The 2339-nt window shown below is 66.3% G+C and carries 2 protein-coding genes; both read left to right on the top strand.

The window, feature by feature from the left end:
- Positions 1-1038: OsmC family protein (locus tag ACXJKH_RS18810; protein WP_457321646.1), on the top strand; the 1038-nt coding region annotated here is incomplete at its 5' end.
- 105 nt (positions 1039-1143) lie between these two features.
- Positions 1144-2339, top strand: a 1196-nt coding sequence (locus ACXJKH_RS18805) for a TonB-dependent receptor plug domain-containing protein (protein WP_457321644.1), incomplete at its 3' end; no start/stop codon positions are given.

The raw sequence follows: 2339 nt of genomic DNA, 5'->3' as shown, positions 1-2339 counted from the left end.
CAGTCGGCGCGGGTGGTGCCGCCCACGAAGATCCATGCCAAGGTCACCGCCGAAAGCCGCTCCGGCGTACGCCGCCTGCGCATCGGGTCCACCGGCGAGTTCCAGTACATCAGCGACAGTGGCCGCAATTACGCCGGCTACAACCTAGGCGCCGGTTCTTGGGATTCGCTGGTCGGCACGCTGGCCAGCTCGGTGGCCGATGAGTACATCGTGCAGGCGGCGGTGCAGGGCGTGCAACTGGATGCGCTGGATGTGGTGTTCACCAGCATCCCCGAGCGCAAGAGCGAGACCCTGACGTATCCCAACAATCTCTCCTACGTGGCCTACATCGACTCGCCGGCCACCGATGCGCAGCTCGAAACGCTCAAGCGCGCGGTGCACGCCAATTCCTCGGCCATTGATCTGGTGACCAAGCCGCAGCAGGTCAGCCACGCCKAGGTTGAGTACATCCATAGTGCGCCGGTGCGCGATCCAAAGCTTCCGCCAGGCCTGCGGGATTTCATCACCGAGGAGAAGCGCCCGGCGGTGCTCGCCAGGCAAGGCAAGCCGGCCGCCGGCAAGGAAAAAGCATCCGAGCCGGAACCACTGGTGGCCCGTGCCCATGTCGAACCGCGCACCGGACTGCGTCGCGTGTTCTTGGGCAAGGACGGCTACCACCAGCAACTGCACGACAGCGCGACCGGCCTGCTGGGCTACGGGCTGGCACCCACGGTGGAGGAACACCTGCTGGGCGTGACCGGCACCTGCCTGACCCACATTTTCGAGGTGCAGGCGGCGGGACGAAACGTGCTGCTGGATGCGCTGGAACTCACCGTTGATGGGCAGCTCAGCCCGCGCTTCGGCAGCAATGTCCGCTCGCCGGCCCGTTACAGCGACATCCGCTACAAGGTGCGGATTGAATCGCCGGCGTCCGAAAAAGACATCGACGCGCTGCGACAGTCGGTCGAAGCCACCTGTCCGCTCTACAACCTGGTCAAGGACGAGCAGAAGCTGGAAGGCCGCATCGTCCGCGGCGCGTATGCAGAAGTGAACGACTAAGCGCGCCTGCGCGCCGCGGCCTTGGGGCCGCGATTCTCCCGGGGACACCGTGGGCGGGAACGCCCGGGTCCGCCGTGCCCTCAGAAAACGACATGGGAATACTCAATGACGCGCGTTCTTCGTTCGCAGCCGGGCGTGAAGCAGCCGTGGTACGACGTGCAGGGGCTGCTGCCGCGTCGCGGCCGTCTGGCGCTTGCCCTGTGCACGCTGCTGGCGCCCGGGGCGCAGGCGGCGGAAGAAGCGGCGCTTGATCCGGAACGGCAGCGTACCGATACCCGGCTGTTGGACAAGGTCTCGGTGCTCGGCTCGCAGATCGCCGGCGGTGGCGCGCAGGCGGCGCTGCCGGTGGTGGCCGTGGACCGGGAACAGATCGATGCCACCGGGGCCACCAACGGCAACGAGTTGTTCCGCAGCCTGCCGCAGTTCGGTGATGTCGCTGTCACGGAAAAGGGCACCACCAACGCAGGGCGGAACTCCAATGTCGCCCGCGGCGACGTGGGCTCGATCAACCTGCGCAACCTCGGCGCCAAGTACACGCTGCTGCTGATCAACGGCCGCCGCACCGTGCAGCACCCGATCAGTAACAGCGGCGATGACACCACCTACAACGCCAATGCGATTCCGACCTTCGGCCTGGAGCGCGTCAACCTGCTGCTGGACGGGGCGGCCTCGATCTACGGGTCCGACGCCGTGGCCGGCGTGGTCGATCTGGTGACGCCGAGCAACCTGCAGAATGGGGGTGGCATCAAGATGAACTACGGCAAGGTCTCGGACGGCCACCGCGAAGATGTCTCCCTGGACGGCTACTTCGGCAGTGACTTTGCCGAAGGCCGCGGCAACATCTCGGTGCTGTATGGCGTTTCCAGGCGCACGGCGCAGCGCAATTCCGATGCCTGGTTCACCGCGACCGATGGTCGCCGGCCGCTGGGCGATGGCACCAGCGTGCCCGATCCCGACGGCACGGCCGGCTTCAGCACGCGAACGCCGTGGGGTCATTTCGATACGTACGCCAATGGCCGGCGCACCGGCAGCTGGCATGTCGATCCGGCCACCGGCACGCTGATTTCCGGCACGGTGCCGACCCGCTATCACTACGATTCGGCCGCCGAGCCGGGCATCACCTCGTCACCGTCCATCCGCAAGGGAAATGTGTTCGCCAGTGGCCGCTTCGATCTCACCGACAGCATGCAGTTGTTCGGCGAGCTGGGCTACTACCGGGCCACCTCCGAATCCTGGGTGAGCAGCGAGTCGGGTTTCGGCGGGGACGGGTTCCTGCTGCACATCCGGCCGGATGCGTATTG

This window comes from Stenotrophomonas sp. P5_B8 (assembly GCF_054049855.1).
Note: the sequence above shows the minus strand (reverse complement) of the source record. Positions and strands in the feature narration are given on the sequence as shown.